The sequence below is a fragment of the Nocardioides psychrotolerans genome (assembly GCF_900113685.1).
Classification (GTDB): domain Bacteria; phylum Actinomycetota; class Actinomycetes; order Propionibacteriales; family Nocardioidaceae; genus Nocardioides; species Nocardioides psychrotolerans.
In genome coordinates this window covers 13,207-35,328 of the sequence record NZ_FOQG01000002.1, presented here as the reverse complement: position 1 = coordinate 35,328, position 22,122 = coordinate 13,207, and the positions used below count along the sequence as shown (strand labels likewise).

The window sequence follows — 22,122 nt, the reverse complement described above, 5'->3', positions numbered from 1 at the left end:
GCGGGTCAGAGGACAGCCGTCACCGCGACGGCGAGCAAGCAGGCACCCAGGGCGACGATCTCCGCCCACGCCGGCTGCCGTCGTACCTCCGAGGCGAGCGCGACCTGCTCGGCCGAGCCGGGCCGGACCCCGCGCAGGGAGCGCGCGTCGTCCATGCGCTGGCGGAGTCGCTCCTCGACGAAGTCCGGGTAGTTCACGGTCGTGCGGGCGTCCGACGGCGTGCTGCGCAGCTTGCCGATCGTCCCGCCGATCCCCCCACCGACGGTGCCGGCACGCGTGAGCTGACGACGTGACTTGCCGAGCGCCGGGGAGCGGAACCGCTTGTCACCGACGCGTACGACGAGCAGCTGGCGGACCGCGAGCTCCTCGATCGCGGCCAGCGGGATGATGACCGTCTCGGTCATGTTGCGCAGCTCGAGGTGCTCGCCGACCAGCGTGATGCGCGGCCGCAGCAGAGCCGCCCAGACCAGCACTCCACCGGCAGCCGAGGCCGCGATCACCCAGTCCGCGAAGCCCGCCTGACGGTCGACCAGGCCGGCGACGACGACGGCGACTGCCAGCACGAGGCCGATGACCCCCGTCACCCGCCCGCTGGTCGGCGTGAACCGCTCGGACTGTTCCTCGGTCACCGTCGCTCCTGCCTGATCGGCGCCCCTGGGGCCGCCGTCCGTCGTTTGTCTACAGTCTGCGGGTCAACCCTATGCTGGGGGGATGTCAACATCTCCTTCTGCTGCGCCCGCTCAGGGCCAGGCGTGGGACTTCTCGGACGTCACCCGCTCGAACGACTCGCTGCGTCGCTTCCTGCACGGACTCCCCGGAGTCGACCAGGTCGGGGCCGATTCCCGCGCCGCTTCCCTGGGCACACGTTCCATCAAGACCACCGCCAAGGCCTACGCCCTGGACCTCGCGATCCGCATGGTCGACCTGACCACCCTCGAGGGCCAGGACACCCACGGCAAGGTGCGCGCGCTCGCCGCCAAGGCCATGCGCCCCGACCCCGCCGACCCGACCTGTCCGGCCGCCGCCGCGGTCTGCGTCTACCCCGACATGGTGGGGGTGGCCAAGGAGGTCCTCGGCGACAGCGGCGTCCACGTCGCAGCCGTCGCGACGGCGTTCCCCAGCGGTCGCGCCGCCCTCGACATCAAGCTGGCCGACACGCGCGACGCGGTCGAGGCCGGCGCCGACGAGATCGACATGGTCATCGACCGTGGCGCCTTCCTGTCGGGCCACTACCTGCAGGTCTTCGAGGAGATCGTGGCGGTCAAGGAGGCCTGCGTCAGACCCGATGGGCACAGCGCGCACCTCAAGGTGATCTTCGAGACCGGCGAGCTCCAGACCTACGACAACGTACGACGCGTCTCGTGGCTGGCGATGATGGCCGGCGGCCACTTCATCAAGACCTCCACGGGCAAGGTCCAACCGGCCGCGACCCTGCCGGTCACGATGATCATGCTCGAGGCCGTGCGCGACTTCCGCGAGGCCACCGGCCAGATGGTCGGCGTCAAGCCCGCTGGCGGCATCCGCACCGCCAAGGACGCCATCAAGTACCTCGTGGTGGTCAACGAGGTCGCAGGTCCCGACTGGCTCGACCCCGACTGGTTCCGCTTCGGCGCCTCGACGTTGCTCAACGAGCTGCTGATGCAGCGCACCAAGATGACGACCGGGCGCTACTCCGGTCCCGACTACTTCACGGTGGACTGATCCTGATGACCTTCGACTACGCCCCCGCCCTCGAGTCACGCAGCATCGTCGACATCAAGGCCTCCTACGGCCTGTTCGTCGACGGTGAGTTCGTCGACGGCTCCGGCACGTCCTTCAAGACGATCAACCCGGCCACCGAGGAGGTCCTCGCGGAGGTCGCCGAAGCCACCGAGGCCGACGTCGACGCCGCGGTCAGGGCCGCCCGTCGAGCCCACACCCGGGTCTGGTCGCGGATGCCGGGCAAGGAGCGCGCCAAATACCTCTACCGGATCGCGCGCATCATCCAGGAGCGCAGTCGCGAGCTGGCCGTCCTGGAGACGATCGACAACGGCAAGCCGATCAAGGAGTCGCGCGACGTCGACATCCCGGTCGTCGCCGCCCACTTCTTCTACTACGCCGGCTGGGCCGACAAGCTCGAGTACGCGCTGCCAGGAAATGGGCACAGCGGCACGCGCTCGCTCGGTGTCGCCGCCCAGGTCATCCCGTGGAACTTCCCCTTGCTGATGCTGGCGTGGAAGATCGCCCCGGCCCTGGCCTGCGGCAACACGGTCGTGCTCAAGCCGGCCGAGACCACGCCGCTGACCGCGCTGCTCTTCGCCGAGATCTGCCAGCAGGCCGACCTGCCGCCCGGCGTCGTCAACATCGTCACCGGCGCCGGAGCGACGGGCCAGGCCCTCGTGGGTCACCCGGACGTCGACAAGGTCGCGTTCACCGGCTCCACTGAGGTCGGCAAGGCCATCGCCCGCGCGGTGGCCGGCACCGACAAGAGGGTGACGCTCGAGCTCGGCGGCAAGGCCGCCAACATCGTCTTCGACGACGCCCCGCTCGACCAGGCTGTCGAGGGCATCGTCGACGGCATCTTCTTCAACCAAGGTCACGTCTGCTGCGCCGGCTCCCGCCTGCTCGTGCAGGAGTCCATCGCCGACGAGCTGCTCACCAAGCTCAAGCGCCGCATGTCGACGCTGCGCGTGGGCGACCCGCTCGACAAGAACACCGACGTCGGGGCCATCAACTCTGCCGAGCAGCTCGCCCGCATCCGCGAGCTGTCCGACATCGGCGAGGCCGAGGGCGCGGGACGATGGTCGCCCGAGTGCGAGCTGCCCACCACGGGCTTCTGGTTCCCCCCGACGCTCTTCACCGGGGTCACGCAGGCCCACCGCATCGCCCGCGACGAGGTCTTCGGCCCCGTGCTCTCCGTGCTCACGTTCCGCACACCCAGCGAGGCGATCGAGAAGGCCAACAACACGCCGTACGGCCTCTCGGCGGGGGTGTGGACCGACAAGGGTTCCCGGATCCTGCACATGGCCGGTGCGCTGCGCGCCGGTGTGGTGTGGGCCAACACGTTCAACAAGTTCGACCCCACGAGCCCGTTCGGCGGGTTCAAGGAGTCCGGCTACGGCCGAGAGGGTGGCCGTCACGGTCTCGAGGCCTACCTGAAGGGTGGCGAGTGATGTCCCGCATCGACGTGCGCAAGACCTACAAGCTCTTCATCGGTGGCGCCTTCCCGCGCTCCGAGTCGGGCTACTCCTACCAGGTCCACGACACGAAGGGGGCCTTCGTGGCCAACGCCGCCCTCGCCTCCCGCAAGGACGCCCGCGACGCCGTCGTCGCCGCCCGCAAGGCTTTCGGCGGCTGGTCCGGCAAGACCGCCTACAACCGCGCGCAGATCCTCTACCGGATCGCCGAGCTCATGGAGGACCGGCGCCCGCAGCTCGTCCAGGCGCTGCGGCAGTCGGAGGGCCTCACCGCCGCTCGCGCGGAGCGCGCGCTCGACGACGCGATCGACCGCCTGGTCTGGTATGCCGGGTGGGCCGACAAGCTCACCCAGGTCATCGGCAACGCCAACCCGGTCGCCGGCCCCTACTTCAACCTCTCCACGCCCGAGCCGACCGGCGTCGTCGCCGTGCTCGCGCCCCAGGAGTCGTCGCTGCTGGGCCTGGTCAGCGCGATCGCGCCGGTCATCGTCACCGGCAACACGGTCGTCGTCATCTCCTCCTTCGAGCGCCCGCTCCCGGCCGTGACGTTCGCCGAGATCCTCGCGACCTCCGACGTCCCCGGCGGGGTCGTCAACATCCTCACCGGCTCGGCTGCCACGATCGCCCCCTGGCTTGCCTCGCACATGGACGTCAACGCGATCGACCTGGTCGGCATCGCCGGCGACACCGAGCTGGCCACGTCGCTCGAGGTCGCCGCCGCCGACAACCTCAAGCGCGTACGCCGCGCCCCGGCCGCCGAGCCCGACTGGTCCGCCGACCCCGGACTGGACGCCATGACTGCCTTCGTCGAGACGAAGACGGTCTGGCACCCGATGGGCGTCTGACCCACTTCTCCGAGTCGGCGCGATGTTGCACGGGTACGTGCAACATCGCGCCGACTCGGCATCCCCGGTCAGCCAGCGACGCGGGCGAGCTCCTCGTCGATGACCGACGGGTCGAGCTTGGTGAAGATCGGGCTCGGCTTCTCGACCGGGGTGCCCACGACGACAGGACGGGAGGCCCAGGTCGGCGTGCTGGTGTAGTCGCCGGTGATGATCGGGTAGACGTGCAGACCGGCGCCGTGGCCGGGGTCGAGGTCCTCGACGTGCTCGATGTGGGGCATCGGCATGAACTCGCCCGCGCCGCCATAGGTCGTCCACACCTTGTTGGAGGAGTGCGGGAGGAACGGCGCGAGCAGCGTGTTGCAGTCGAGGACGCACTGGGCGGCGACGTGGAGCACGGTCCCGAGGCGCTCGCGCTGGGACTCGTCCTTCATCTTGTAGGGCTCGGTGACGGTGAGGTACTTGTTGACCTCGCCGACGACGCGCATGGCCTCGGCGATGGCGTTGCGCTGGCGGTGCCGGCCGATGAAGTCGCCGACGGTGTCGAAACCGGCGCGCACGGAGGCCAGGACGGCCTCGTCGACCTCCTCGAGGGGACCGGCAGCGGGGATCTCGCCGAAGCTCTTGGCGATCATGGTGGCGGTGCGGTTGACCAGGTTGCCCCAGCCGGCGACGAGCTCGGAGTTGGTGCGCGTGACGAACTCCGCCCAGGTGAAGTCGGAGTCGGAGGTCTCGGGACCGGCAGCGGAGATGAAGTAGCGCAGCGCATCGGGCTGGTAGCGCGAGAGCATGTCGCCGACCAGGATCACGTGACCGCGACTGGTGGAGAACTGCTTGGACTCCATGGTCATGAACTCCGAGGAGACGACCTCGGTCGGCAGCCGCAGGTCCCCGTAGGGGCCCGGCTCGCCGCCGCGCTCGCCGCGACCGTCGTAGGCCAGCAGCTCGGCGGGCCAGATCTGGCTGTGGAAGACGATGTTGTCCTTGCCCATGAAGTAGTAGGACAACGACTCCGGGTCGTTCCACCACTGGCGCCAGGCCTCGGGGTCACCGGTGCGGCGGGCCCACTCGATGGAGGCGGAAAGATAGCCGATGACCGCGTCGAACCAGACGTAGAGCCGCTTGGTGCCCTGCTCGCGCCAGCCGTCGAGCGGGATCGGGATGCCCCAGTCGATGTCACGCGTCATCGCGCGCGGGCGGATCTCCTTGAGGATGTTCTGGGAGAACTTGATGACGTTGGGACGCCACAGCCCGGTCGCCTCGCGCTCGTCGAGCCACTCCTTGAGCGCGTCTGCGAGGGCCGGCAGGTCGAGGAAGAAGTGCTGGGTCTCGATGAACTCCGGCGTCTCCCCGTTGATCTTGGAGCGAGGGTCCTTGAGGTCGGTCGGGTCGAGCTGGTTGCCGCAGTTGTCGCACTGGTCGCCGCGGGCCTCGGTGTAGCCGCAGATCGGGCAGGTGCCCTCGATGTAGCGGTCGGGCAGGGTGCGGCCGGTCGACGGGCTGATCGCCCCGAAGGTCGTCTGCTCGACCATGTAGCCGTTGCGGTGGACCGTCTCGAACATCTCCTGCACCACGAGGTAGTGGTTGCCGGTGGTCGTGCGCGTGAAGAGGTCGTAGGACAGCCCGAGGTCGACGAGGTCCTGGACGATGACGGCGTTGTTCTTGTCGGCCAGGTCCTTGGCGGTCACGCCCTCCTTGTCGGCTGCGACCAGGATCGGGGTGCCGTGCTCGTCGGTGCCCGAGACCATGAGGACGTCGTGGCCCGCCATCCGCATGTAGCGGCTGAAGACGTCGGAGGGCACACCGAAACCGGCCACGTGGCCGATGTGGCGCGGGCCGTTGGCGTAGGGCCAGGCGACGGCGGACAGGACATGGGTCATGCGACTGATCCTAGGGTCGCCCCCTCAGTAGCGCCTGATCCGGGCCTGCGCCCGGGTGCGTACGTCGGGCAGCCGGGCCTGGAGCCTCTCCCCCGGGCAGGCGGTCTCGTTCGTGGCGCGGTGACCGGAGATGACCGGCAGACGCACCTGGCGCCCGGCGGCGTAGCGGTCGCTGCCCTCGGAGCGGACGGTCACTCCCCCGCGGGCGTCGTGGCCGTAACGGTCGAGCTTCCACGCCGCGAGGCGCACGACCATCGTGACGGCGGCGTTGGTGGGCTTGGCTGCCTCGAAGTTGCCGATCACCGAGATGCCGACCGAGGAGTGGTTGAAGCCCAGGGCGTGCGCACCGCGGACCGCCTTGCCCACCCCGCCCGAGCGACCGACCCAGGCCCGGCCGAAGCGGTCGACGACGAAGTTGTAGCCGAGGTCGAACCAGCCCAACGACTGGGTGTGGTAGCGATACATCCCGCGCAGGATGCCCGGGACGTCGGCGCGGCTGTAGTCGTTGCCCGACGCCGTGTGGTGCACCACCACCTGCCGGATTCCTGCGTTGTAGCGCGGCTTCCCGTTGCGCAACGACGGGTCGGCGCCCCAGCGCTTGCGGCTGATCAGCTCGGGCTGGGGTGCCCGCTCGGCGGCCGGAGCCACGCGCTGCCTCGCACGTGATGACGGAGCCGCCACCGTGCGGTCCTCAGCACGGACGCCCGGGTCGATCAGCACCAGTCGGAGGCCACGGTGGCCGTCCCCCTCCACGTCGACCTGGACCCCGTCGGAGCGGTCCATCCACAACAGCTCGGTGGCGCGCAGCCCGGGCGTGCCCTCGCTTGCGCCGCCCCCGTCGACCAGGACCTCGGCCTCGCGCCAGGGCCGCCATCCCTCGGGCCCGCGCGAGCGCACGCGCAGGCCCGGGTCGGTGCCGCGCCAGGTCAGCCCCACCATCGAGTACGACGACGTCGCTCGCGGCGTGCGGGCCTCCGCAGCCGGGACCTCCAGGGATCGCACCCCCGACCCGGGCTCGGCCTGGAGCCGCAGGACCGGCCACGCATCGGTCGTGGGAGCCGCTGGAGCGGCTCCCACGACCGGCGTCGGGACCACCAGGAGACCGGTGGCCAGAGAGACCGATGTGACGAGTGTTGCGATGCCCGAGATCCGCATGGCAGTCCATCCTGGGGCACGAGTGGCCCCTGAGTCGACCCCCTTCCCCCGTCGGCCATTACTAACGGAGCTTGATCACCATGACCTCCCGTTGTCCCTTGCTGACGATGACCAGGGTGGCCTTGCCGATCTTCCCGCTCCTCAACGCTTTGGCTGCGGCGCCCCTGGCGACCAGGCGGACCGATTCCGAGCCGGCCTCCAGGGTGGCCCTGCCCCGGGCCAGGACGGCACCGGACCTCAGGCCGGCGACCCTGCCCGCCGCGAGAAGCCTCAAGGTGACCGAACGCCTGCTGCCCGTCGCCAGGTCGAGGCGGACCGTGGTCTTCCCGGCGTTGGAGCCGACCGTCGCCCGAGGCGTCACGGTGACTCCCGTCGGGTTGACCGTGACCGTGGCGGAGTCGCTGTTGTTGCCGGTGTTGGCGTCGCGGCTGCTGGTCGCAGCCGACGCCGTGTTCGTGATCTGCGAGCTCCCCGGGTTGTCCGCACCGTTGGTCCGGATCGACACGCAGAGCAGGCCGAAGCGTGCACTGAGCGGGCCACCGGTCGGGTTGTGGAACTTGAACACCCGCGTGATCGGCTGCGGGTCGTTGCCCAGCGACACGAGACCGGGGTCGATGTCGGCCCAGGCCACGATGCCCTTGTAGCCGTCGGGGCAGGTGAGCCGCTTCTCCACCGTCTGACCGGCCGGCACCGTGACCGTGTCGGACAGCTCGGTGAACACCAGGTCGTGGCTGTGTCCGGACGCGGCGCCCACTGCCGAGGAGAGGCAGTGGATGCTGAAGGTGCCGGTCGCCGAGGTGTCGACGTCGACGATGAACTGCCACGCCGGCCCGGCTCCACGTGTGCCCACGACGGCGGTGCCGGCGGTGAGCACGTAGCTGGGCTGGATCGGGTAGGACCCGGCCGCGCAGGTGAGGTCGACGACGCGGCGGCCGGGGCCGAACGTCTGGGTCGAGGCCGATGGACCGGTGATGACCAGCGGGTTGCTGTGGTCCTCGCCGGAGACGGTCCGCTCGCTCGCGCACACGACCTCGACCTTGGCCTGCACCTGGCCGGTGGTGTTGTTCCGGATGGCTCCGGTCCAACCCTTGCCGTCCGAGGTCACCGCGCTGGTGAGGACGTCGACGTCCTCGAAGCCGCCCGTCCCCTGGTCGACGTGGTCCAGACGCACCGAGCCGTCGGTCGCGACGTAGCCGCTCGGGCACTGGGTCGTGCTCGTGGTCACGCCGGAGAACGACGAGATGTGCGACTCCACCTTGGTGTAGTCCAGCTGGTGCTGGTGGCTGGTGTTGCCACCCCCGCTGGCGATGGCGTTGACCTTGACCGTGATCGTCACGGTCTGGTCGTCGCCGGCCACGATGGTGCCGATGTTGCAGGAGACCGTGCCAGATGCGTAGGTGCACGGGGCAGACGACGAGACGTACGTCGTGCCCTGGGGCAGCGTGTCGGTGACGACCACGCCGTGCGCGTCGCCGTCGCCCTGGTTGCGGACGTTGATCGTGTAGGTGACCTCGTCACCCGGTCCGGCGATGCTGACGTTCGAGGACTTGTCGACCACCAGGTCGACGTCCCCGGGGTCCCCACCGGTGACCGGCATGTTCGCCGTGTCGTCGTCGGTGACCTTGGGGCCGGTGGGCGGCGTACCGCTCGTGGTGGCCGTGTTGTCAACCGACCCGTGGTCGACGTCGGCCTGGGTCACCGTGTGCGACTGCGCCGGCAGGAGCGGGCAGCTGGTGGTGGCGCCGACAGCGAGGAAACCCACGCAGGGTGCGTTGCTCAACCCGAACATCGGGTCACCGATGGTGACATCGGTGAGGTCCACGTTGCCGGTGTTGGTGACCTGGAAGGTGTAGGTCAACACCTCGCCCAGGGAGCCGACGGAGTCGGTGTCGGAGCTGTCGAGGACCTGCTTGTCCAGGAAGATGTACGGCATGGCCGCGGCCGTGCAGATGGTGGCGTCGTCGTCATCGGTGACCGAAGGTCCCGACGGCGGCGTGCCGGTGGCCGAGGCGGTGTTGTGGATCGAGCCGGCCGCAACATCTCCCGACGTGGTGGTGTAGCTCTTGGTCGGGCAGGTCGCGCTGGCACCAACGGGCAGGCTGGCCACGCAGGCGACGTTGCTCATGCCGAGCTTGACGTCGTCGATCACCACGTTGGTCAGCGGCACGTTGCCAGTGTTGGTGACGACGAAGGTGTAGGTCAGCACCTCGCCGGGACCGGCGATGGTGTCCGCGTCGAAGCCGTCGGCGACCGACTTCTCCAGGTGGATGCGCGGCTTGGCCGGCGTCTGGATGGTCACGTCGTCGTCGTCGGTGACGCCCGGACCGCTGGGCGGCGTGCCCGTGGCGATCGCGATGTTGTGGATCGAGCCGGCACCGATGTCTGCCGAGCTGACCGGGTAGATCTTGGTCGGGCACACGGCAGTGGCACCGACAGCGAGGCTCGCCACGCAGGGCACGTTGGTCATGGCGAGCTTGGTGTCGCTGATCGTCACGGGAGCCAGCACCACATTGCCGGTGTTGGTGACCGTGAACGTGTAGGTCAGGACCTCGCCGAGCGAGCCCACCCCGTCGGCGTCGACGTCGGCCACCGACTTCTCGAGGCTGATGCCCGGCGCGTCCGGCGTGTTCTTCTTGGTTGCGATCTTGGCGTCGTCCTTGTCGGTGACCTCGCCGCCGCTGGGGGTCTTGCCCTTGGCGGTGGCCTCGTTGTAGACCTTGCCGTCGGCGACGTCGCCCGCGGTGACGGTGTAGGCCACGGTCGGGCAGGTCGCGGTCGCACCGACGGCCAGGGTGGACACGCAGGCGACGTTGCTCAGCCCGAGCTTGGCGTCATCGATCTTCACGTTCGTCAGCGGCACGTTGCCGGTGTTGGTGACCTTGAACGTGTAGGTCAGCGTCTCACCCAGCGAGCCGATCGAGTCGGGATCCGGCGAGTCGGTGACGGACTTCTCCAGCACGATCGCCGGCGCGGAGGGTGTCGGGATCGTCGCGTCGTCGTCGTCGGAGACCGGGGGTCCGGTCGGCGGCTTGGCCGACCCGGTGGCCGTGTTGTGGACCGAACCGCTGGCGATGTCGGCCGCCGTCACGACGTACGACTTCGTCGTCGTGCAGGGCTTGGTCTCCCCCACGGCCAGGTTGGCCACGCAGGCGACGTTGCTCATGCCGAGCTTGGCATCGCTGATCGTCACGTTGGTCAGCGGGACGTTGCCGGTGTTGGTGACCGAGAACGCATAGGTCAGCGTCTCGCCGAGCTGGCCGTCCGAGCCCGGGTCGTGGGAGTCGGTGACCGACTTCTCGAGGCTGAGCCCCGGAGTCGGCGGCTGGACGGGGTCACAACCCTCGACCCAGAAGACCTTGTACTTCTTGTCGCTGCCCTGGGATCCGGGGGTCTCGATGGTGAGCTTGAGGTGGTAGCCCTGGATCGGGTGGGGCGGACCGTCGAAGCTGAGGGTGTAGGCCTGGCGGCCGTCGAGGCCGGTGGGCGTGCCGGCGCCACTGGCCGGGTCACCACCGACGAAGACGGTCGGCGGCCCGTCGACGGTCAGCCCCACGCTCGCGGTAGGTGCCTGCATCTCGAACGTGACGGTCGAGATGATGTCGGCTCCCTTGTCGAACCCGTACCACTCCAGGCTGAACGTGCACCCGACGTGAGGGTCGTTGTTGGGGATCGAGTCGAAGTCCCCGTCCTCGACGATCTTCACCGTGCCGTTGTTGCCGCCCGGATCGCTGGCTCCGCCAGGGGGAGCCGAGGCCGCCGAGGCCTGTCCGACTGCCGCAGCCGGTAGGAGCGCGGTCGCAATTGCCAAGATGACGAGGACGACAAGCTTGCTCAGGGCGCGCGAGAGCGCGAGTTCGTAGACGAGCATTGTGGTGGAACCCCCCAGTTCTCAGCCAGCTGGCGTGAGGTGCCGGGGGTGACTCGAGGCGTCGAAGGACGCAGGATTCCCCCCCTGGCCCAGTTGCCCCCCGGCACTGGTACCCCTCAAGTCACGGCAGGGCCGACGATAGCCCTTCCGTCGCGATAGCGCAGCCGAAGCCCCAAGGTCGTCCTGTCGACCCCTGGTGCTAGCTGAAGTCGAGGTCACCTGTCCGCGAGCGCTTGAGCTCGTAGAAGTGGGGGAACCTCGCGACCGCGACACACCCGTCCCAGAGCTGACCGGCCTCCTCGCCGCGCGGGATGGAGGAGAGCACCGGCCCGAAGAAGGCGGCACCCTCGAAGGAGATCGTCGGCGTGCCGACGTCGTCGCCGACCTGGTCCATCCCTTCGTGGTGCGAGGCCGCCACGGCCTCGTCGAGGGAGGTGTCGTCCATGGCGTCGACCAGCTCGGGCTCGAGCCCGGCGTCGGCGACGGCGGCGGCGATCAGCTCGCGGGAGATCTTCTCGCCGCCGTTGTGGATGCGGGTGCCCATCGCCGTGTAGAGGGGCAGCAGCACGTCACGGCCGTGCTTCTGCTGCGCCGCGATGCAGACCCGCACCGGACCCCAGGCCGGCTCGAGCAGCTCGCGGTAGTCGTCGGGGATGTCCCTGTCCTTGTTGAGGTAGGCCAGGCTCATCACGTGCCAGGTCACGTCGATGTCACGCACCTGCTCGACCTCGAGGATCCAGCGCGAGGTGATCCAGGCGAAGGGACACAGCGGGTCGAACCAGAAGTCGGCTTGGGTCTTGGTCATGAACAGATCCAACACCCCCGACCCTGCTCCTCTTCCCCGCCCGCCCGCCCGCCCGGCTCTACTACTTCTTGACGAACAGCTTCTCGGAGCCGGCCGCCGCCAGCGCGGCGCCGCCACCGGAGTAGCGGACGCGCACCTTCTTCCAGCCGGGCGTGAGCCCGTCGAGGACGACGCGTGCCTTCCCCGCGACGACCTCCGCGGTGACCTTCCGGGCGCCGATCGAGACCGTGACGGTGCCGTTCGGACGGGCGACGCCGGGAGCGGCGACCCGCACGATGACCACGGCACGACGCGGCGTGCTCGCGGGCTTCACGTGCAGCACCGGCTTGGTCATCACCGGTGAGTCGCCCCGGACCAGCTGCGAGGTGCTGCGATAGCTGGCACGGCTCAGGTCGACGCGCACGGAGATGTGGGAGCCCACGTCCCCGCCTCGCAGCTCGTACGACGGACCCGTGGCGCCGGCGATCGGCTCGCCGTCGCGCAGCCAGGTGTAGGTGACGGTCGCGTCCGAGGGCTCGAAGACGCCCGGGGCGACCGTGAGCGCACGACCGAACCGCTCGAGGCCGGTCAACGCGAAGGGCTGGGTGATCGCGATGGTGCCCGCGATGACCGGCGCCGTCGCCTCGGAGACGGCCTTCTTGGGCGCGTAGCCCGGGGTGCGAGCGACCACGGCCGCGGTGATGCGCGCGTCGATCTGGGCCTGCCCCAGGCGCAGCTGCGACCCGGTGGCGCCGGCGATGGCCGCGCCGTCGGCGTACCACTGGACGGTCGTGGAGCCGGCCTCGGGAGACCAGCCACCGGCAGTGACGGTGAGGGCCTCGTCGACCTCGGCCACGCCGGAGACGACGGGAGCGGCGGTGCTGGTCTGCTCGCCCACGCGGACTTCGTCCGGCGCCGGTGTGCGGGCGCTCGCGGCCGCGTAGCCCTTCTTGCTGGCCGTCACCTGCACGGTCAGGCGCTTGCCACGCTGGGCCGGCGTCGGGACGTAGCGCGCGGCGGTGGCACCCGAGATCGCGGCACCGTCCACGAGCCACTGGAACGCATAGGAGCCGGCCGGCTTCCAGGTGCCGGCGGTGGCGACCAAGGGGCTGCCGACGCGGGGCGTGCCCTCGACGGCCGGCGGCTCGACGTTGGCGACGGCCAGGTCGTTGAAGTGGATGAAGCCGGAGGGCCAGCGCCCGTCCGCCTTGCGGATCGTGCGCCAGTGGAAGTCACCTCCCCAGCTGTCCTCCGAGACCACGATGACCGTGCTGGACACGACCTCCTCGACGTAGGCCACGTGGCCGCTCGAGCCGGTGCCGGGCGCGTTGGCCCGCCACCACGCAACGGAGCCGACCGTCGGGACCGCGTCAGTGATGCCGGCCTTCTTGGCACCCCACTCCGTGGCGTTGCCACCACCCGTCCAAGGGCGCTCATTCGGCAGGCCGCTGCGCACCATCCGGTAGGCGACATAGTTGGTGCAGTTGTGGCCGGCGTACATCCGCCAGTACATCTGCGAGCCGGCCGTGCGGTAGCCGAAGTGGGAGTAGCCGGCCTCGGCGCAGGCGGCGTAGCCCGTGCACAGGTAGGCGGACGAACGCTGCTCGACCGCGCCGTAGCGGGTCAGCGACGGCTCCTCGACCCGCTGCTCATCGGCGGCCCGGACGGAGCTCACCCCGACGAAGGGGGTCACGGACAGCATCAACCCGCTGAGGAGCAGGGTGCAGCCGAGCCGCCGAGTTCGGGTCACGAACAGTGATTAAACATGTGTCAAGCACCGCGCGCGGCGTTTCGCGACAATTTTCTCACGGAGTGACACCAGCCCCACGCCCCACTCGTGTCCCGACCCCGTACGGCTGCTGTCATGATGGCGCGCATGCCTGGAACTAACCTGACCAGGGACGAGGCCGCCGCCCGCGCCGCCCTCCTGGCCGTCGAGTCCTACACCATCGACCTCGACCTGACCGTGTCCGACAAGGTCTTCAAGAGCACCACCGTGATCCGGTTCACGTGCTCGCAGCCCGGAGCCTCCACCTTCGTCGACCTCGTCGGCGCCACGCTCCACGAGGTGAGCCTCAACGGGCGTCCGCTGGACGTGTTCGACGCCTACGTCGACTCGCGGATCATCCTCGACGGCCTCCAGGGCGACAACGAGCTGCGCGTGCGCGCCGAGCTGCCCTACAGCCACACCGGCGAGGGCCTGCACCGCTTCGTCGACCCGGTCGACGGCCGCGTCTACCTCTACTCGCAGTTCGAGGTCCCCGACGCCCGCAGGGTCTACACGACCTTCGAGCAGCCCGACCTCAAGTCGGTCTTCACCTTCAACGTGACCGCCCCCTCGCACTGGAAGGTCGTCTCCAACTCCCCCACGCCCGCGCCGACGCCGATCGACGGCGAGGGCGACAAGGCGCTGTGGAGCTTCGAGCCGACGAAGAAGATGTCGACCTACATCACCGCCCTCGTCGCCGGCGACTACCACGAGGTCCAGCACACCTACGCCGGCAAGCACGGCGACATCCCGCTGGGTCACTACTGCCGTCAGTCGTTGGTCGAGCACCTCGACGTCGACGAGCTCGTGAAGATCACCGAGCAGGGCTTCGCCTTCTTCGAGGAGGCCTTCGACTACCCCTACCCCTTCGGCAAGTACGACCAGCTCTACGTGCCGGAGTACAACATGGGCGCGATGGAGAACGCGGGCTGCGTGACCCTGCGCGACGAGTACCTCCCCCGCAGCCGTCAGCCGCGCTCCTTCTACGAGTTCCGCTGCAGCGTGATCCTGCACGAGATGGCGCACATGTGGTTCGGCGACCTCGTGACCATGAAGTGGTGGGACGACCTGTGGCTCAACGAGTCCTTCGCGGAGTGGGCCTGCTACCACGCCGAGGTCGAGGCGACGGAGTACACCGACGCCTGGACCGGCTTCGCCAACGCCCGCAAGCAGACCGGCTACCGCCAGGACCAGCTGCCCTCGACGCACCCGATCGCGGCCGACAACCACGACCTGCAGGCCGTCGAGGTCAACTTCGACATGATCACCTACGCCAAGGGCGCCTCGGTGCTCAAGCAGCTCGTCGCGTGGGTCGGCCTCGAGGACTTCCAGGCGGGGCTGCAGCAGTACTTCAAGGACTTCGCCTACGGCAACCCCGAGTTCAAGGACCTGCTCGCCGCGCTCGAGAAGTCGTCGGGCCGCGAGCTGGCCAGCTGGGCCCAGGAGTGGCTCCAGACGGCAGGCGTCAACACGCTCTCCCCCGTCTTCGAGATCGACGCCGAGGGGCGCTACGCCTCGGTGTCCGTGCGCCAGATCGCCCACCCCGACCACCCGACCCTGCGCCGGCACCGTCTCGGCGTCGGTCTCTACGACGCGGTCGTCAACGAGGCGGGCGAGACCCGTCTGGTCCGCCGTCGCTACGTCGAGACCGACGTCGAGGGCGAGCTCACCGTGATCCCCGAGCTCGCGGGCGAGCAGCAGGCCGACCTGCTGCTGCTCAACGACAACGACCTGACCTACGCCAAGATCCGCCTCGACGAACGCTCCCTCACCACCGTCGTCGACGGGCTCTCCCAGCTCGACGACTCGCTGGCCCGGGCCCTGGTCTGGGGCGCGGCGTGGGACATGACCCGCGACGCCGAGATGCGCGCGTCCGACTTCGTCGCCCTCGTGCTGCGCAACATCGGCGCCGAGACCGACCCCTGGGGCGTCAGCCGGATCCCGACGTACGCCGCCCAGGCGGTCAACCACTTCTCCGCCAAGGCCACCCGGCCCGCCCTGCGCGCGGAGTGGGAGCGCGGCCTGCGCGACCTGCTCGACGCGGCCGAGCCCAGCAGCGACCAGCAGCTCACCTTCGCCCGGTCCTACGCCGGCATCGCCCACAGCGAGGCGGCGCTCGGTGACCTGACCGCGCTGCTCGACGGGTCGCTGACCTTCGAGGGGCTGGCCGTCGACCAGGACCTGCGCTGGGTCCTCGTGACGTCGCTCGCTGCCGCCGGTGCGGTCGGCGAGGACCGGATCGCCGAGGAGCTGGGGCTCGACGCCACGATCTCCGGCCAGGAGCACGCCGCCGCCGCCCGGGCAGCCCAGCCCACCGCGGAGGCGAAGGCCACCGCGTGGGAGGCGGCGATCACCAAGACCGACACACCCAACGAGACGCAGCGCTCGATCATCCTGTCGTTCCAGCGCGCCGGTCAGGACGAGGTGCTCGAGCCCTACGTGGAGACCTACCTCGCGGTCGCCGACGACATCTGGGAGCACCTCGGCACCGCGCGGGCGTCCACGGCGCTGGAGTTCATCTTCCCGCGCCAGCTCGCCAGCGAGGACCTGCTGGGCCGGGTCGACACGTGGCTGGAGACCTCACCGGCCAACCCCGCCGCCAAGCGCTACGTGCGTGAGGGGCGCGCCGACGTCGCCCGTGCTCTGGCGGCGCAGGCGCGCGACGCTCAGGCCTGAGGGGGTCTCCCGGTCTCCGGGTCTCGACGTCGGCGGAGCCGCTACTGACCGGAGTGCAGCGTCTCGGCCGGGCGTGCGTGCTCGGCTAGGAACGAGATGCCGCGCTTGAGGCCACCGACCAGGTCGCCCGCGGCGAAGTCGGCCTGCATCGCGAGGACGGCGAGCTCGACCTCGGGATCACTGAGCGTGCGCCGCACGTAGCTGCCGGTGACGACCTCGAGGGCGCGAGCCACCGGGTCGACCAGGATCAGGATGCTGCGCGCGGGTGCCACCAGCGAGTTGTGCAGGCTCGACGCGAAGGCACGCGGCTCACTGCCCGACGTACCGACGAACACCGAGATCTCCGCGCGGCACAGCTGCTCGGCCTTACGGATCGTCTCGTCCAGCGCGAACCTCTCCGCGCTGCTGAAGGGGTCACCAGCGGCCACTGGCGCCACCGGCTTCGGACGTGGCGGCGTCGGGGCCTGCCAGCTCGCCGGCGCTCTTGCGAGGACCGCCGAGCCACTGGTTCTCGACGTGGGGGGCGCCCGGGGCGATCCGCTCGCCACGCACGAGGGCGGGCAGGTAGACGGCCGCCGCGATGACGACGAAGAGGAGGATCGGGACCCCCGCCAGGAGCAGCACCGCGTCGAGCATGTCGACGGGCTGGGACACCGGCCAGCCCTCCGAAGGCTCGGCGCTCGCGGGTGCGGCGAGGGCCAGGGACAGGCCCACGGAGGTGAGCCCCGTCACGAGGACGAGCGCTGTTCGGCGCAGTGGTTGGGAGAACGTCGTGGTCACGAGGGCAAGGGTATCGGCTCGGCTCGATAGCCCCGACCAGAGATGCTAAGCATGGGCGCATGCTGCCAACTGCGACGACCGAACCCTGCGAGGCCGGAGAGACGGTCTGCGACCTCGCGCTACAGCTCACCGACAACTCGACGGTCGCGCAGGTGGCCGATGTGCTGATCGGCGCACCCATGGCGCTGGTGGGGCTCGTGCTGCTCGCCTTCGTGGCCCGCTGGGTCGCGCACCGCCTCGTCGACCGGATCGTCAAGCGCGCCGAGGCCGGGGTGCTGCCCGACGCCGTGGGCCGGCTCTCGAAGGTGCGCCGCGGCACCCACGCGCCGGTCACGCACGACGTCGTCACGTCGACCCGACGCGTCCAGCGGGCCAAGACCATCGGGAGCCTGCTCAAGAACATCATCACCGGCATCCTGATCGCGGTCTTCGGGACCATGATCCTCAGCGAGATCGGGGTCAACATCGCCCCGCTCATCGCGAGCGCCGGCATCATCGGCCTGGCGCTCGGCTTCGGCGCCCAGTCCCTCGTCAAGGACTTCCTCTCCGGCATCTTCATGATCCTCGAGGACCAGTACGGCGTCGGCGACGTCATCGACGTGGGCGAGGCCAGCGGCACCGTCGAGGCGGTGAGCCTGCGCATCACGCGACTGCGCGACGTCAACGGCACCGTCTGGTATGTCCCCAACGGGGAGATCATGCGCGTCGGCAACATGAGCCAGAACTGGGCGCGCACGGTGCTCGACATCAACGTGTCCTACGGCGAGGACCTCGCCCGCGTGCGTCGGGTGCTGCAGGACGTCGCCCACGACCTCTGGGAGGACGACGACTACAAGTTCCTAGTCATCGAGGAGCCCGAGGTGTGGGGCGTGGAGAGCCTCGGCATCGACGGCGTGACCGTGCGGGTCACGCTCAAGACGGCCCCGCTCGAGCAGTGGGCGATCGCGCGCGAGATGCGTCAGCGGATCAAGTCGCGCTTCGACGTCGAGGGGATCGAGATCCCGTTGCCCCAGCGGGTCGTCTGGAACCGCCAGGAGCCGGCCGCCCCGGCCGAAGCCGGAGCCGACCAGCCCTGAGTCGTGCGGTGTCGGCGTCAGGCCAGCGCGGCGTCGAGGGTGATCGTGGTGCCGCTCAGCGCCTGGCTGACGGGGCAGCCGGTCTTGGCGGCCTCGGCGGCGGCGACGAAGTCGTCGTTGCTCATTCCCTCGACGACCGCGCGCACGGTCAGCTTGATGCCGGTGATGCCGGTGCCGGGCGTGAACTCCACGTCGGCGGTCGTGTCGAGGGACGTGGCTGCGGTGCCGGCCTTGGCCAGTCCGTTGGAGAGCGCCATCGAGAAGCAGGACGAGTGGGCTGCGGCGATCAGCTCCTCGGGGCTGGTCTTGCCGTTCGCCTCCTCGGCACGCGAGGGCCAGGACACGTCGTAGGTGCCGAGCCCGGAGGACTCGAAGGTGACCTTGCCGGCGCCTTCGAAGAGGCTGCCTTCCCAGTGCGTCGTGGCCTTGCGAGTCGTTGCCATGTGCGTTCGCTCCTTGAGGATCGTGTCGTGGGTCGCTCGGGTCGCTGAGTCTCGCACGCCGGTGACGCGGCGCCCGGGCGTCCCCAGCACAATGGATCCGTGACCACCTACTACGACGAGATCGGCGGCTTCGAGACCTTCCGGCGCATCGTCGCGAAGTTCTACGAGGGCGTCGCCACCGACGAGGTGCTGCGCCCCCTCTACCCCGAGGAGGACCTCGGACCGGCCGAGGAACGCTTCCTGCTGTTCCTCGTCCAGTACTGGGGCGGCCCCACCACCTACGGCGACACCCGCGGTCATCCCCGACTGCGGATGCGCCACGCGCCGTTCGCGGTCACCCCTGAGGCCAAGGACCACTGGCTGAAGCACTTCCGCGCCGGGCTCGACCAGGTCGCACTCACCCCCGAGCAGGACGAGAAGTTCTGGGACTACGTCACCCACGCTGCGCAGTTCATGGTCAACACCCTGGAGTGAGGTGCGCGGGAGGTCTTCACCTGGTCGGTGACGGGCTGAGCAGCAGCTCGCGATAGGCCGGATCAGGCGCGACCGCCCGCCCTGTCACAGGCTCGACGAAGACCATGACGACCCGCGCCCGCGACAGGACGACGTCGCCGTCGCAGATCTCGGCCTCGACGGTCATGGAGCGCTCGCCGACGCGCACGATGCGCGACCACACGTCGTACGGCTCGGGGCGGAACATGATGGGCACCCGGTAGTCGACGTCGGTCTGGGCGACCACCATCGTCGGGTGCGCGAGGCCCTCGACGTCGCGCAGGAGCCGGGCGTGCAGGCGGATCCGCGCCTCTTGGAAGTACTCGAAGTACTTCACGTTGTTGACGTGGCCGTAGACGTCGACGTCAGAGAAGCGCACGTGGAGGCGGTAGTGGTTGGCGCGCTCGCGCTCGACCGGCGCCAACGGGACGGGGCGCACGCGCTCGACGGGCTCGAGGAGCCGCGTGAGCGCCTCGCGCTCCTCCGGGGAGATCCGCCGGGGGCGCTCGGTGGCGAAGACGTACGGCGTCAGCACGGTCGACGCGCGCAGGTAGACGGTCCGCCCGGACTCCTCGTCCGGCGCATCGTCGAACACCTCGTAGGCCATCGTGAACGATGCCGCGCGGATCTCGGTGACCCACGACTCGATCTTCACGCTCGCGCGGAGGTAGTGCAGCGGCGCTCGGTAGCTCACCTCGTGACGGACCACGACGACGCCCTCGGCGAGGTCCTCGGTGCGAGGCTCCGGAGCGTGCGTGCGCAGCATGTCGACCCGCGCCTCCTGGAGGTAGTCGACGTAGACCACGTTGTTGACGTGACCCTGGAGGTCGAGGTCAGCCCAACGCAGGGGGCACTCGTAGACGTGGCGCACGCCCCGACTCTCGCAGATGGCGCGCCGGAGCGTCGCCGGGCATCAGTGGCTGAGCGCGAGCCGGCCGTAGTAGGTGCGGATCGACTGGTGACGAGCCACGCGCGTGCGGCGGTTTCCGACAACGACGTCGGTCATCACGGCCAGCGCCAGCACGATCGCCAGGCCGGCGACGGCGAGGAAGGCGATCGCGAAGGGGGTGATGGAGGGGAGCAGGTCGAAGGTCATGGCGGGCCAACTTTCTACAGGTGTAGTTTTTACTTGTGTAGAAAACTACACCTGTAGAACTTCCGGCGCAAGCATGACTAGTGTGGGCTCCGCCAGCTGCCCGTGACAGCCCACCCGACGAAGGCCCGATGACGCCCACCGCGTTGACCCCGCGCCGCCGCGCGATCCTCGACGCCGCCACCGCGGTCGTCGTCGAGCAGGGCCTGCGCGGGCTCACGCACCGGGCGGTCGACCGCGCCGCGGGACTGCCGCAGGGGAGCACGTCGGCCTACCTGCGGACCCGACGAGCCCTCCAGATCGCGCTCACCGAGCACGTCGCGGGCCAGATCGGCCAGGACATCGACGAGCTGCTCGAGCAGATCGCCGACTGCACGCCCGAGGACCCGCGCACGGTCGAGCTGGTGCTCGCCATGTTCGCCCGGTGGCTCGACGAGCGCGCCCTGGTCCTCGCCAAGGTCGAGCTCACCATGGAGGCCGCACGCGACCCGGAGCTCGCCGTCCTGCTGGGCCGCGAGCGCACCAGGATCGTCGGGGTCGTGGCCGAGATCCTGGCGGGTCACGGGCAGGACCAGACCCACGACCGCGCGGAGGCCATGATGGCTTCCTTCGATGGGATCCTGCTCTCGGCACTGCTGCGTCCGGACGACGAGCGGCGCGACTACCTCGCTCGCTCCCTCGCCCTGGCGATGCAACCCCTGAGCGCCGATCAGCCCGCCTGACCACCTGTTCTAGTCTGACCACCGCATCACCCACCAGAGATCGGAGATCCGCCCATGCCCGAGGCAGTCATCGTTTCCGTTGCGCGTTCGCCCATCGGCCGCGCCAACAAGGGGTCGCTCAAGGACCTGCGTCCTGACGACCTGGCGGCGACCATCGTCAAGACCGCGCTCGACAAGATCCCCGCCCTCGACCGCAACACGGTCGACGACCTCTACCTGGGTTGTGGACTTCCCGGCGGGGAGTCCGGCAACAACATGGGGCGCGTCGTCAACGTGCTCAACGGCATGGATGCCGTCCCCGGCGCCACCGTGACGCGCTACTGCGCCTCGTCGGTCCAGAGCACCCGCATGGCCTTCCACGCGATCAAGGCCGGCGAGGGTGACGTGTTCATCTCCGCCGGCGTCGAGATGGTCTCGCGCTTCGTCAAGGGCACCTCCGACCACTGGCCCGACACGCACAACCACGCCTTCGACGACGCCAAGGCCCGCACCGACAAGACCGCCGAGGGCGGCGTCGACTGGCACGACCCGCGTGAGGACGGCCTCCTCCCCGATGCCTACATCGCCATGGGCCAGACCGCCGAGAACGTCGCACGGCTGCGCGGGTTGTCGCGCCAGGAGCTCGACGAGTTCGGCGTGCGCTCGCAGAACCTCGCCGAGAAGGCGATCAACGATGGCTTCTGGGCCCGCGAGATCACCCCGGTCACGCTGCCCGACGGCACCGTGGTCAGCGTCGACGACGGGCCGCGGGCCGGTGTCACCTACGACGGCATCAAGGACCTCAAGCCGGTCTTCCGCCCTGACGGTCTCGTCACCGCCGGCAACTGCTGCGGCCTCAACGACGGTGCCGCCGCGGTCGTCATCATGTCCGACACCAAGGCCGCCGAGCTGGGCCTGACCCCGCTGGCTCGCATCGTGTCCACCGGCGTCAGCGGCCTCTCCCCCGAGATCATGGGCCTCGGCCCGGTCGAGGCGACGAAGAACGCGCTCAAGTACGCCGGCATGAGCATCGGCGACATCGACCTGGTCGAGATCAACGAGGCCTTCGCGGCCCAGGTCGTGCCGTCCTACCAGGACCTGGGCATCGACATCGACCGGCTCAACGTCAACGGCGGCGCCATCGCCGTGGGTCACCCCTTCGGCATGACGGGCGCCCGTCTGCAGAACACGCTGATCAACTCGCTCGACTGGCACGACAAGTCCACCGGGCTGATCACCATGTGCGTCGGTGGCGGCCAGGGCATGGCGCTGATCCTCGAGCGCGTCTGACCTGCCGAGTCGGCGCGATGTGGCAGCCGAAGATCGCCGCCGCCGTCACATTGCGCCGACTCGAGTCACCGGCCGTCGGTGTCGTGCTCCTAGACTTC

The 22,122-nt window shown here is 69.6% G+C and carries 19 protein-coding genes; 8 read left to right on the top strand and 11 right to left on the bottom strand.

Annotated elements, in window-relative coordinates; genetic code table 11:
- Window positions 1-5: 5 nt before the first annotated feature.
- Window positions 6-629 carry a hypothetical protein gene (locus BM204_RS02345; RefSeq protein WP_091110116.1) on the bottom strand — a complete coding sequence of 208 codons (624 nt, stop codon included), beginning with the start codon at window positions 627-629 and terminating at the stop codon, window positions 6-8.
- Between the two features lie 82 nt (window positions 630-711).
- Here BM204_RS02345 and deoC point away from each other — a divergent pair, with 82 nt between their 5' ends.
- Genes deoC through BM204_RS02330 form a run of 3 tightly spaced genes read left to right on the top strand, consistent with a single transcriptional unit; the run spans window position 712 to window position 4,021 of the window.
- The gene (gene deoC, locus BM204_RS02340) at window positions 712-1,701 is read left to right on the top strand and encodes a deoxyribose-phosphate aldolase (protein ID WP_091110114.1); all 990 of its coding nucleotides are present in this window, start codon (window positions 712-714) and stop codon (window positions 1,699-1,701) included.
- Window positions 1,702-1,706: 5 nt separating this feature from the next.
- Window positions 1,707-3,152 carry an aldehyde dehydrogenase family protein gene (locus BM204_RS02335; RefSeq protein WP_091110112.1) on the top strand — a complete coding sequence of 482 codons (1,446 nt, stop codon included), beginning with the start codon at window positions 1,707-1,709 and terminating at the stop codon, window positions 3,150-3,152.
- Window positions 3,152-4,021 carry an aldehyde dehydrogenase family protein gene (locus tag BM204_RS02330; protein ID WP_091110110.1) on the top strand — a complete coding sequence of 290 codons (870 nt, stop codon included), beginning with the start codon at window positions 3,152-3,154 and terminating at the stop codon, window positions 4,019-4,021. The genes BM204_RS02335 and BM204_RS02330 overlap by 1 nt, the downstream gene beginning before the upstream one ends.
- Before the next feature lie 68 nt (window positions 4,022-4,089).
- Here BM204_RS02330 and metG read toward each other — a convergent pair whose 3' ends face one another.
- The 5 genes from metG to BM204_RS02305 all read right to left on the bottom strand — a co-directional run bounded on the left by metG (window position 4,090) and on the right by BM204_RS02305 (window position 13,455).
- The gene (gene metG, locus BM204_RS02325; RefSeq protein WP_091110109.1) at window positions 4,090-5,898 is read right to left on the bottom strand and encodes a methionine--tRNA ligase; all 1,809 of its coding nucleotides are present in this window, start codon (window positions 5,896-5,898) and stop codon (window positions 4,090-4,092) included.
- A 24-nt stretch (window positions 5,899-5,922) separates the two neighbouring features.
- Window positions 5,923-7,053, bottom strand: coding sequence for a peptidoglycan recognition protein family protein (locus BM204_RS02320; protein ID WP_091110107.1), 1,131 nt, complete (start codon window positions 7,051-7,053; stop codon window positions 5,923-5,925).
- Window positions 7,054-7,114: 61 nt separating this feature from the next.
- Window positions 7,115-10,921, bottom strand: coding sequence for a CLIPPER-2 domain-containing protein (locus tag BM204_RS02315; protein WP_091110105.1), 3,807 nt, complete (start codon window positions 10,919-10,921; stop codon window positions 7,115-7,117).
- Between the two features lie 199 nt (window positions 10,922-11,120).
- Window positions 11,121-11,726: a mycothiol-dependent nitroreductase Rv2466c family protein gene (locus BM204_RS02310; protein WP_091110663.1), complete on the bottom strand. Its 606-nt coding sequence runs from the start codon at window positions 11,724-11,726 to the stop codon at window positions 11,121-11,123.
- Between the two features lie 61 nt (window positions 11,727-11,787).
- Window positions 11,788-13,455 (bottom strand): CHAP domain-containing protein, encoded by a 1,668-nt coding sequence (locus tag BM204_RS02305; protein WP_091110103.1) that lies wholly within the window; start codon window positions 13,453-13,455, stop codon window positions 11,788-11,790.
- A gap of 126 nt (window positions 13,456-13,581) precedes the next feature.
- Here BM204_RS02305 and pepN point away from each other — a divergent pair, with 126 nt between their 5' ends.
- Window positions 13,582-16,149 (top strand): aminopeptidase N, encoded by a 2,568-nt coding sequence (gene pepN / locus BM204_RS02300; RefSeq protein WP_091110101.1) that lies wholly within the window; start codon window positions 13,582-13,584, stop codon window positions 16,147-16,149.
- A 41-nt stretch (window positions 16,150-16,190) separates the two neighbouring features.
- On the opposite strand, the gene BM204_RS02295 is transcribed toward pepN, so the two are convergent.
- Together BM204_RS02295 and BM204_RS22495 are read right to left on the bottom strand one after the other, a co-directional pair.
- The gene (locus BM204_RS02295; protein WP_170259266.1) at window positions 16,191-16,577 is read right to left on the bottom strand and encodes a DUF5130 family protein; all 387 of its coding nucleotides are present in this window, start codon (window positions 16,575-16,577) and stop codon (window positions 16,191-16,193) included.
- Window positions 16,564-16,929: a hypothetical protein gene (locus BM204_RS22495; protein WP_170259267.1), complete on the bottom strand. Its 366-nt coding sequence runs from the start codon at window positions 16,927-16,929 to the stop codon at window positions 16,564-16,566. The genes BM204_RS02295 and BM204_RS22495 overlap by 14 nt, the downstream gene beginning before the upstream one ends.
- Before the next feature lie 59 nt (window positions 16,930-16,988).
- Between BM204_RS22495 and BM204_RS02290 the strand changes: the two genes are divergently transcribed.
- A complete protein-coding gene (locus BM204_RS02290; protein WP_091110098.1) occupies window positions 16,989-18,005 on the top strand; it encodes a mechanosensitive ion channel family protein in 1,017 nt (338 codons plus the stop codon).
- A gap of 17 nt (window positions 18,006-18,022) precedes the next feature.
- On the opposite strand, the gene BM204_RS02285 is transcribed toward BM204_RS02290, so the two are convergent.
- Window positions 18,023-18,448: an OsmC family peroxiredoxin gene (locus BM204_RS02285; protein WP_091110661.1), complete on the bottom strand. Its 426-nt coding sequence runs from the start codon at window positions 18,446-18,448 to the stop codon at window positions 18,023-18,025.
- Window positions 18,449-18,547: 99 nt separating this feature from the next.
- Here BM204_RS02285 and BM204_RS02280 point away from each other — a divergent pair, with 99 nt between their 5' ends.
- Complete coding sequence (locus BM204_RS02280) at window positions 18,548-18,922, top strand: globin (RefSeq protein WP_091110097.1); 375 nt, start codon at window positions 18,548-18,550, stop codon at window positions 18,920-18,922.
- A gap of 16 nt (window positions 18,923-18,938) precedes the next feature.
- Here the strand turns inward: BM204_RS02280 and BM204_RS02275 are convergent, their stop codons facing one another.
- Both BM204_RS02275 and BM204_RS02270 read right to left on the bottom strand, forming a co-directional pair.
- A complete protein-coding gene (locus BM204_RS02275) occupies window positions 18,939-19,811 on the bottom strand; it encodes an acyl-CoA thioesterase (protein WP_091110095.1) in 873 nt (290 codons plus the stop codon).
- A gap of 42 nt (window positions 19,812-19,853) precedes the next feature.
- Window positions 19,854-20,036 carry a hypothetical protein gene (locus BM204_RS02270; RefSeq protein ID WP_091110093.1) on the bottom strand — a complete coding sequence of 61 codons (183 nt, stop codon included), beginning with the start codon at window positions 20,034-20,036 and terminating at the stop codon, window positions 19,854-19,856.
- A 128-nt stretch (window positions 20,037-20,164) separates the two neighbouring features.
- On the opposite strand from BM204_RS02270, the gene BM204_RS02265 reads away from it, so the two are divergent.
- Window positions 20,165-20,755, top strand: a complete 591-nt coding sequence (locus tag BM204_RS02265; RefSeq protein ID WP_091110091.1) for a TetR/AcrR family transcriptional regulator — start codon at window positions 20,165-20,167, stop codon at window positions 20,753-20,755.
- Window positions 20,756-20,809: 54 nt separating this feature from the next.
- Complete coding sequence (locus tag BM204_RS02260; protein ID WP_091110090.1) at window positions 20,810-22,024, top strand: acetyl-CoA C-acetyltransferase; 1,215 nt, start codon at window positions 20,810-20,812, stop codon at window positions 22,022-22,024.
- Window positions 22,025-22,122: the final 98 nt, after the last annotated feature.

Bases quoted from the DNA above. Each gene is read 5' to 3' on its own strand.
- deoC (WP_091110114.1), top strand. From the start codon at position 712: ATGTCAACATCTCCTTCTGCTGCGCCCGCTCAGGGCCAGGCGTGGGAC.
- BM204_RS02335 (WP_091110112.1), top strand. From the start codon at position 1,707: ATGACCTTCGACTACGCCCCCGCCCTCGAGTCACGCAGCATCGTCGAC.
- BM204_RS02330 (WP_091110110.1), top strand. From the start codon at position 3,152: ATGTCCCGCATCGACGTGCGCAAGACCTACAAGCTCTTCATCGGTGGC.
- metG (WP_091110109.1), bottom strand. From the start codon at position 5,898: ATGACCCATGTCCTGTCCGCCGTCGCCTGGCCCTACGCCAACGGCCCG.
- BM204_RS02320 (WP_091110107.1), bottom strand. From the start codon at position 7,053: ATGCGGATCTCGGGCATCGCAACACTCGTCACATCGGTCTCTCTGGCC.
- BM204_RS02315 (WP_091110105.1), bottom strand. From the start codon at position 10,921: ATGCTCGTCTACGAACTCGCGCTCTCGCGCGCCCTGAGCAAGCTTGTC.
- BM204_RS02310 (WP_091110663.1), bottom strand. From the start codon at position 11,726: ATGACCAAGACCCAAGCCGACTTCTGGTTCGACCCGCTGTGTCCCTTC.
- pepN (WP_091110101.1), top strand. From the start codon at position 13,582: ATGCCTGGAACTAACCTGACCAGGGACGAGGCCGCCGCCCGCGCCGCC.
- BM204_RS02290 (WP_091110098.1), top strand. From the start codon at position 16,989: ATGCTGCCAACTGCGACGACCGAACCCTGCGAGGCCGGAGAGACGGTC.
- BM204_RS02285 (WP_091110661.1), bottom strand. From the start codon at position 18,448: ATGGCAACGACTCGCAAGGCCACGACGCACTGGGAAGGCAGCCTCTTC.
- BM204_RS02270 (WP_091110093.1), bottom strand. From the start codon at position 20,036: ATGACCTTCGACCTGCTCCCCTCCATCACCCCCTTCGCGATCGCCTTC.
- BM204_RS02265 (WP_091110091.1), top strand. From the start codon at position 20,165: ATGACGCCCACCGCGTTGACCCCGCGCCGCCGCGCGATCCTCGACGCC.
- BM204_RS02260 (WP_091110090.1), top strand. From the start codon at position 20,810: ATGCCCGAGGCAGTCATCGTTTCCGTTGCGCGTTCGCCCATCGGCCGC.